This window comes from Clostridium sp. CCUG 7971 (assembly GCF_017590215.1).
Lineage (GTDB): Bacteria > Bacillota > Clostridia > Peptostreptococcales > Peptostreptococcaceae > Faecalimicrobium.
On the sequence record NZ_JAFFPK010000071.1, the window covers coordinates 1 to 9,234 of the forward strand.

Here is a 9,234-nt window from a genome sequence, read left to right on the forward strand (position 1 = left end):
TATTGACATAGATATTAATAATTAAAAATAACCTTACTTATAAGTAAGGTTATTTTTTATATCTACTAAATTAGCTGTTATTAATTATATCTACTAAATTAGCTGTTATTAATTATATCTACTAAATTAGCTGTTATTAATTATATCTACTAAATTAGCTGTTATTAATTATACTTCTGTTTATTTTTACATAAATTAATTACGATATTGTAACTATAAATTACAAGTATGTAACTGTTATATATACTTCCTATTATGGTAATATTTATATATAGAAGTTGTACCTTAAATGGTATAAATTTAATATAATTATGAAAGATGGTGTTTAATTTGAAAAAAGCAATTATAATTTCATTTATCTTATGTGGATCTTTATTTTTATTTAAACCTGTAACTCAACTAATATTTGCAGAAAATAACCAAAATGCATCTATATTACAAAATCATATATTAACTCAAGAAGAAGCTAAACAACTTCTTTTAAATTACAATAATAAAGTTGATTACATCTTCCAAGGTGATGCAAGTCAATTTGATGCTTTAAAATCTAAAAATCTTCAAGGTTATGTGTTTTTACCTGATGTAGATACTGATATCGGATATTTTGTTGATAAAAATACTTCTGATATTTACTTCTTCCATCCAAGTGGATACCTTGAATTAGTAAAATAAAAAGAGTGGATATCATCCACTCTTTTTATTTTATTCAATAGCATTTTTTATTAAAGATCTAATGTCTACAGAAGGCTCGTCTCCAATTTTTACAACTTCACCTTCCCAAGTTCTTATCATCATATAGTCAGTACCCTTTGATATTAAGTATTGAGGTAATAATGGGGTTTTACCTTTTCCCTTTGGAGCATTTACTATATATGTTGGTATAGCCATTCCTGATGTATATCCTCTTAGATATTCCATTATTTCAAGACCATCGTCTACTGATGTATTAAAATGTTTTGTCCCTTTTACATGCTTACTATGGAATATATAATATGGCTTAACTCTTATTTTTAATAGCTCTTGATTTAGACATCGCATTACGTACTTATCATTATTTATACCATTTAAAAGAACTGCTTGATTACCTAAAGGAACTCCTGAATTAGCTAGCTTTTCACAAGCTTCTTTAGTTTCTTTTGTTATTTCTATTGGGTGATTAAAATGAGTATTTATATATATTGGATGATATTTTTTTATCATATCACAAAACTCATCTGTGATTCTTTGAGGCATAGTAACTAATGTTCTAGTACCAAGTCGTATATAATCAACGTGAGGTATACTTCTAATTTCACTTATTATCCACTCTAGCATATCATCTTTAAGCGTTAATGGATCTCCTCCTGTTATTAATACATCCCTTATCTCTTCATTCTCTCTTACATAATCGATTGATTCTTGTATTACTTTTTTGCTTCTATGGCAATCTTCTTGTCCTATATTTCTTCTTCTTTGACAATGCCTACAATACATTGCACATTCATTTGTTACATTTATTATTAATCTATCTGGATATCTTCTAGTTATACTACCTGCCGGATTTGTAAATTCTTCTCCCATAGGATCTAAGTCATCTTGAGCATCATCCAGCTCTATACACGTTGGTATCGACATTAGCTTTATTGGGTCACATATATCATCTGGATCAATTAAGCTTAAGTAGTATGGAGATATTGCCCATCTAAATTGGCTTTGAACTTCTTTTATATGATTTTGTTCTTTTTCTGTTAAATTAAGTAGCTTACCTAGTGTGTCTGCATCTGTTATCCTATTAGATAATTGCCACTTGTAGTTATTCCAATCTGACTCGTTACCACCTAATATTTCCAATATTTTTTTCTTTCTACTTTCTATCTCCTCTTGCCTTTCTATACCTTTAGGTATACTCGATTTTATACTAATATAATCCTCTATCCTTGACTTAAGTTGAGATGCTCTTTCTAATGAAATTTTAGTTTGTTCATTCATAAGTTTTAATACCAAGTTATATTTCTTGGCATTTCCCCCTTTCTTATGTTTGCTATCTACTCATATAATTTACAAAATGCAATAATATTTACATTGATGAAAAATTACTTTTATTTTAAAATAAATTCTAACATAAAGAAAAACGTTTTTCAAGTTTTTATACGTAAAAACCCCGCATATTGACAATACACGGGGTTTTTATCACTGTTTGTTTTCTTCTATTTTTTTGCTCAACCTACCAAGCATGTTTTTTGAGAAATCCGATATATCCTCAGGAACACACTTATACGTTGCTAATATACTATAAATTTCTATAGCTCTTTTATAGTCTTTTTTTCCTGTGTATGATTTAAAAGCTTCTTCAGCTAATCCCTTTGATGCTTTCGATATTTGCTCATATCTTCTTCTCAATCTAACATCTCCCTTAAAATACAGTATATAAAAATATATGTATTTTTAAACCACATTATTACAAAGGGGTACTCTTAATTTAACTATATATATCAGAAAACTCTATTTTAATTTTCTCTACTCTGTCTAATTCATTTGAGTTTATAGAATATTCTAATTTTTTATTCGATTTAATATTTGGTATTTTAACTATAAATTCCGTCCAATTGCCAAATGAACTGTTAACACTAACACTTCCATTATGTAACTTTACTAGTGATTCTACTAAAGATAGTCCGATTCCCGTGCCTTCTTTTATCATACTTCTTTCATCATTTAGCCTTACATATTTTCCAAATATTTTTTTTATATTCTCTTTCGATATGCCTATTCCATTATCTTTTACTGCTATATTTACAAATTCATCATCACTTGATATTTTTAGTAAAATATTACCTTCATCTTCTTTTCTAAATTTGATTGCATTTGATATTAGATTTAGAATAATTCTTTCTATTTTTTCCATATCAAAAGCAACTACTAACTCTTCTATATCTGTATCAAATATTAGAGTCATATTATTTAATTTAATAAAAGAATCTATTGATTCGCATATATTTTCTATAAACGAGACTATATCATGGTTAATCGGATTATACTCATCATGTCCTATGTCTATTTTACTATCATCTACTATATTATTTACTAGTTTTAGCATTCTGTATGAGTTTTGATTTATTATATTTAGATATTTACTTATGTCTCCTTTGGAAATATTATCATTGTCTATTTTCTTATTTAAAAGTTGCATAGAACTAAATATAAGATTAAGAGGTGTCTTAAATTCATGAATTAAATTTGACAAAAAATTCATATGTGATATGTCACATGCCTGTTCTTTAATTATTTCTTCTTTAATTTTAAACCATATTATAACTTCATTTTCTGATAGTTTCTGTGACTCTAATTCATATTCAACATCTATATTTTTTATATTTATAGTTTTAGATGTATCTTTAATAGTAGCTTTTACTAGACTTTGTATAGTATCATTATTCTCTATATCTCTAATCTTTGCATAAATATCTTCTTCAAAATTAATATTACTTTCTTTTACTCTATAATTATTATCTTCATATCTAATTATAGTAAAAGGAATAGGACATCCAAATAATAATTCTTTATACTTGTACATATTTCTCTATTCTCCCTTTATAAATATATAAAAATTTCATATCGCCTATATATGGCTAAATTTTATCCCCTAAAAAATAATTATGTATATAAATCTTTATAAATCCCCCGATAATTATAAAGTTTACCATTTTAATAGTATTTATGACTATATGATTAAATTATAGCACATTGTTTTACAATATTCATCTTGTAATTTATTTTGACTTTAAACTATTTTTAAAACTTCATATTTTAAAATAAAAAGTAGATTGATTTAAATCAATCTACTTTTTATTTATTAATTATTTTTTTATATTGATTATATTGCTTTGTTTTGAGTATTTATCATTTTGATTTGCGATTATATAGACATCTAAATCTACTTCTTCATTCCCTAAAGGAATTGTAAACTCACTATTTTGTATTCCATTTTGTAATAATATAAAACCGTCATTATTTATATTATTTTTGGCATATACACTGTAAGATACATTTTCAATATTTAAATTATCCCATGTAAGTCTAGCAACATTATTTTCATAATCTACATTATATGATAAGTTTTCAACTGATACATCTTGTATATCATCTTGTGTAGGTTTTATTTCTATAGTATTACTTGGTTTTGTTGTTCCAACATCAGTTTTACCTATAATGTATACACTTAAATCTGGTAATTTACCATCTATTAAGTTTACTTCTATAGTTGTTTTTATTTTAATAGGCTTATCAATATCTTCATTATTAACCTTTACTGATTTATATATGCTAAATCCACTTTCTTGTAAAGAATTGTTTCTTACCAATACATCATATCCATATACACCTTTTAAGTGATCCCATTCTAAGTGTATAACCGCTTTATTATCTACAATTTCATAACTTGATATTAAATTTTCTATTTTATTATTTGTTATAGACTCTTTAACTACATTTACAGTTATAATTTTTGACTTATTTCCACAACTAATTTTCACTTTTTCACTACCTTCTTTAATAGCTACTACAGTTCCATCTGCATATAAACTTATGGATCTTTCTACTGGTAATTTTGACTCAACCAATTCATATTTTATATTTGGAGCTTTTAAACCTTTAGGCTTTGTAATAATATTTGGTCTTAATTTTTTACTTTCACCAATTTTAACTTCAAATACATCAGCTATATCTATTTTCTCTACTTTAGCTTTGATATTATACTTAAATACTTGTTCTTGTCCCTTAGCTTTAACTAAAATATTAGCTGTTCCTACTCCTACAGCTTCTATCTTATTTCCTTTTATCTTGATTACATTTTCATTCATACTTTCGTAGGTAACTTTTTCTTTTTCTTTGAATTTATCATAATCAACTTCTATTACAGAATTTATTGTAGCTTTATCTCCCACATATTTTAAGTTATTATCAATATCAACTTTTAAATCTATGACTTGTGGGTCTACTACTTTTATATCTGCTTTTTTTAAGATTCTTGTATTTTTCATTATTGCAACTGATGAAATACCTTCTTTAACCCCAGTTAGCTTATTTCCTTCTATTTTTAATGTCCCACTTTTATCTAATATATTAAACCAAATATTAGCTTTCTTAGAGTATGAAGGTATCGTTATATACTTTCCACTTGATAATGTTACTGTTTCATCTAACTTAATAATAAATTTATCTATATCTTTTATATAATCTCCATCTACTATCTCAACTTCTGCTCCCTTAACCATCGGTCTAATGATCCCAAATTTAAAAAGGTAGTATTGAGCAATAAGTAGTATAGGTATAGATATGACTATAGCAATAGCTCTATAGCGTCTATCTTTTATAAACCTCATATAACCACTTCCTTTTTGAATATTCATATCTACCTGTAAATAATAATCTTAAATGACTTAATAGTTATATTAATTTCTTATAATTATATATTTCTCCTTTTAAATATCATACTTTATTTTTCTATAAAGGTATATAAAAATAAAGCATGGTTAATATTTTAAATCTTAATACTTTATTATATTAAAAAACTGCCCAAATGACAGCTTAATATAGCATACTCTCTAATTGTAGACTATAAATTTATTATTAATACTTTTTAGCATGTTTTATAGTTATTATAAACCATAATTTAACTATTTAACCATATTTTATACATTTTTTCAACTAATTTAAGTGTATTTTCCATATATTTTATTGATTATAATCATTCAATATACATATCATAATTTTTACTAATAAGGTGTATAATATCTTTGTAATCAATATATTGCTGAGGTGAGAAAATGCAAAATTTAAAACAAATATTATTAGATGAAATTCCCAATTTTAAAGAAACTACTTTAAAATTTATAAGTGGTGAAATTTCTAAAATGGAATATAAAGGATTCTCTGGTGGATATGGTATTTATGCACAAAGAGATAAAAAATCTTTTATGATAAGGCTTAGACTATCTTCTGGAGTTATATCTAAGCACCAACTTAAGAAGGTATACCAAATATCTAATAAATATAATATAGAGAAAATACACTTAACTACTAGACAAGCCATACAACTTCACGGTCTTTCTGTCGATGATTTATGTAATATAATGGAAGAAGCCTTACAAAAGGACATATATAGTAGAGGTTCTGGTGGAAATTATCCAAGAAATGTTGGTTTATCTCCACTTTCTGGGGTTGATATTGATGAGTCATTTGATGTTACTCCTTATGCTGTAGCTACTGATAAACATTTTATGAGTAAAATAACATCTTATCATTTACCTAGAAAATTAAAAGTATCTTTTTCTAGTAACTATACTGATAAATCTCACTGTACAGTTCAAGATTTAGGATTTATTGCTACTACTAAAAACAATGAACCTTACTTTAGAGTATTTGTTGGTGGTGGTTTAGGTAGAAATCCTAAAATAGCTTTAGAACTTGATGAACTTATAAAACCTTCTGATGTTCTTTATTACGTTGAAGGTCTAACTAAAATGTTTGTAGATTATGGTAATTACGAAAATAAAAATAAAGCTAGAGTCAGATATATGATAGAAGAACTTGGAGAAAAAGACTTCTTAGAAAAATTCAAAGAATTTTCTAATAAAGAGAAGGAAAAAGGTGAACTTGATCTTTATCCACAGCCTATAGATTATGATAAAAAAGGTATAGAAATAGATATATGTGATCCTAGATTAATAAAGCAATGTCAACCTGGACTTTATAGTGTTTATATCCATCCTATAGGTGGTCAATTATTAACTAAAGATCTAAAATCTATACTTAACGAATTAGATAAAGTAAAGAATCCTATGCTAAGACTTGCTATGACTGAAGGATTATATATTATTAACTTAGATGGTAATGAAGCAAAACGAATTTTAGAAGTTAGTAAATCTATAAGTGGAACTTCTAGCTTAGAGCAAAGTGTATCATGTATTGGTGTTCCAATTTGCCAAATGGGAATACAAAATACTCAAAAAATGCTAAATGAAATAATAGATTACTTTAAAAAACAAAAAGATGATAGTCTTTTAGATAAAATACCTAAACTACATATATCTGGTTGTCCTAATTCATGTGGTGTTCATCAAATAGGTAAAATTGGACTTTCTGGTAAAATGAAAAATATTGATGGTAAATCTGTAGATGCTTTTGAATTACATATTGGAGGCCGCTGTGAATTTACTAAAACTAAATTAGGTGATTCCTTAGGAGATTACAAAGCTTGTGATATACCTAAAATGTTAGTAGAAATTGCACAAAATATTGACTGTGATTTTTATGAATATATAAATAATAATCCTGATATGTTAAAAGAAATAACATCTAAATATAGGATATAAATAATAATAAAAGCCTTAGGATAATCCTAAGGCTTTTATTATTATTTTTCTTTTGATTTTACATTATATTTTTCTAATAAATTATCTACTAAATTACTTTGTTTCTCATAAGATAATTTAGTTTTTAAATCTTCTTTTATAGTATCAAACTCATCATATTTTTCATCTGTCTTTTTAATTATATGATATCCAAAATCACTTTCTACTAACTTCTTATCTACTTCTCCTACTTTTAATGCAAATGCTGATTTTTCAAAAGGCTCTACCATTTGCCCTTTAGAGAAAAATCCTAAATCTCCACCATTTGATGAACTTGAATCTGAAGAGTATTCTTTAGCAAGAACAGTAAAATCTTCCCCTGCTAACGCTCTTTTTAGTATCCCTTCAGCTTTTTCTTTATTTTTTTTCTTTTGCTCTTCACTTACTGCTTTGCCATCATCACCCTTATTTTGTATTAATATGTGAGATGCTTTTACTTTTTTAAATTCATCTTTATTTTTGTTGTAATAATTTTGTGCTTCTTTATCAGTAACCTCAGTTTCTTTAGCCATATATTCTGTTGCTATTAATTCTTTTTCTAAATCTTTTTCTATGTCTTCTTTATTCATTTTAAATTCTTTTAAGTAAGCTTGTTCATCTAACCCAAACTGCTTTCCTATACTACCCATAAGACTTGAGTATTGTGCAGCTACATCGTCCTTACTTACTTCAATTTTAGCTTCTTTGCCTGCTAAGTATAATACTTCTGTCGTCGTCATATAATCTATCATACTTTGTTCATAAGCTTTTATCTCATCTGATGTTAATTCTTTTTTACCATTCATATAAAATAATGGTTCCATTCTTTGTCTAAGTTGTTTTCCTGTTATTTTTGTATCTCCTACAGTTGCTATTACTTTACTGTCACTATAGCTTTTATGTGTTGCTGGTAGCTTTCTACCTTCTGACTTTCCTAAACTAAACCCAACTGTTAAGCATATTACTGAAGCTACTACAGTAAATACTATCACCTTTGTGTTTTTTTTATTTTTTTTAGATTCTACTTTTTCTTTATTTGTAGTATGTAAATCTTCTAGTTCACTATTAATTGTAGACTCTACCCCCTCTTGTTTTTCATTATTTTCTTCAGTATTTATTAAGTTTTTATCCTCTGACATTTCTGTCCTCCTTAAAATTAATTAGCTATCATTTATAATTGCTTTTATACTTATAATTATATTCTACATTATATATTTTTAAAATGTGTGAATAAAAAATGAAACCCTTATGAAATTAATGTGAAATTATAATCCCTTTAAACTATATCTTATTTCATGCCTTCCTACTTTTGTATCTTTGTATTTTAACATATCTACAACTTCATTTTTTTCTTTATTTAAATAATTAGCACAGTCATCTAAACACCTAAATCTTTCTATAACTTCACCTTTTTTATCTACTAACTCTACTCTTTTCTTTCCACCTCTTTTGATTATAGATTTGTATTTTGTAAAATATTCATCATATTCCTCATCTATGCATTCAAATTTATAATGCATTTTTACTGGATCTATTTTTTCACTACATAAAATCTCTTCTCTTTTAGAGTCAGACATCTTAGTCGTAAAAATTTTATTATTTAGATTATTAAATAGTTCTATTGGTGTTTTATTACTCTCTAAATAACTACTTTCTCCATCTATATCTAATTTTAATTCTTCACTTAAATAATTTATAGCTTGTCCTAAATAATCAGTGTATCCATATTTTAAGTTTTCTTTTATATAATCCATTGGTATTTTAAGCCTTTTGCTACACTCTGCATGAGTTTTAAATTCTTTAATCTCTTCAGAATAAACATCTATCGCTCTTATGCTTTTTCCTCTTTTTATTTTTATATCTT

General features: G+C 26.0%; 8 protein-coding genes. 2 read left to right on the forward strand and 6 right to left on the reverse strand.

Annotation, left to right across the window (positions count from 1 at the left end):
- The first annotated feature begins 330 nt into the window (after window positions 1-330).
- Window positions 331-672 carry a hypothetical protein gene (locus JWF52_RS10190; protein ID WP_208333456.1) on the forward strand — a complete coding sequence of 114 codons (342 nt, stop codon included), beginning with the start codon at window positions 331-333 and terminating at the stop codon, window positions 670-672.
- A gap of 30 nt (window positions 673-702) precedes the next feature.
- Here the strand turns inward: JWF52_RS10190 and eam are convergent, their stop codons facing one another.
- From eam to JWF52_RS10210, 4 genes are all read right to left on the reverse strand, one after another.
- Window positions 703-1,968 carry a glutamate 2,3-aminomutase gene (eam, locus tag JWF52_RS10195; RefSeq protein ID WP_208333457.1) on the reverse strand — a complete coding sequence of 422 codons (1,266 nt, stop codon included), beginning with the start codon at window positions 1,966-1,968 and terminating at the stop codon, window positions 703-705.
- A gap of 201 nt (window positions 1,969-2,169) precedes the next feature.
- On the reverse strand, window positions 2,170-2,379 hold the full coding sequence (locus JWF52_RS10200) for a hypothetical protein (protein WP_208333458.1): 210 nt from the start codon (window positions 2,377-2,379) through the stop codon (window positions 2,170-2,172).
- A gap of 79 nt (window positions 2,380-2,458) precedes the next feature.
- The gene (locus tag JWF52_RS10205) at window positions 2,459-3,553 is read right to left on the reverse strand and encodes a sensor histidine kinase (RefSeq protein WP_208333459.1); all 1,095 of its coding nucleotides are present in this window, start codon (window positions 3,551-3,553) and stop codon (window positions 2,459-2,461) included.
- Window positions 3,554-3,836: 283 nt separating this feature from the next.
- A complete protein-coding gene (locus tag JWF52_RS10210; RefSeq protein ID WP_208333460.1) occupies window positions 3,837-5,360 on the reverse strand; it encodes a hypothetical protein in 1,524 nt (507 codons plus the stop codon).
- 444 nt (window positions 5,361-5,804) lie between these two features.
- Between JWF52_RS10210 and JWF52_RS10215 the strand changes: the two genes are divergently transcribed.
- Window positions 5,805-7,352: a nitrite/sulfite reductase gene (locus JWF52_RS10215; RefSeq protein ID WP_208333461.1), complete on the forward strand. Its 1,548-nt coding sequence runs from the start codon at window positions 5,805-5,807 to the stop codon at window positions 7,350-7,352.
- A 41-nt stretch (window positions 7,353-7,393) separates the two neighbouring features.
- Here JWF52_RS10215 and JWF52_RS10220 read toward each other — a convergent pair whose 3' ends face one another.
- Together JWF52_RS10220 and JWF52_RS10225 are read right to left on the reverse strand one after the other, a co-directional pair.
- Window positions 7,394-8,509 (reverse strand): peptidylprolyl isomerase, encoded by a 1,116-nt coding sequence (locus tag JWF52_RS10220; RefSeq protein WP_208333462.1) that lies wholly within the window; start codon window positions 8,507-8,509, stop codon window positions 7,394-7,396.
- 126 nt (window positions 8,510-8,635) lie between these two features.
- Window positions 8,636-9,234, reverse strand: a 599-nt coding sequence (locus JWF52_RS10225; protein ID WP_353654918.1) for a hypothetical protein, incomplete at its 5' end; no start/stop codon positions are given.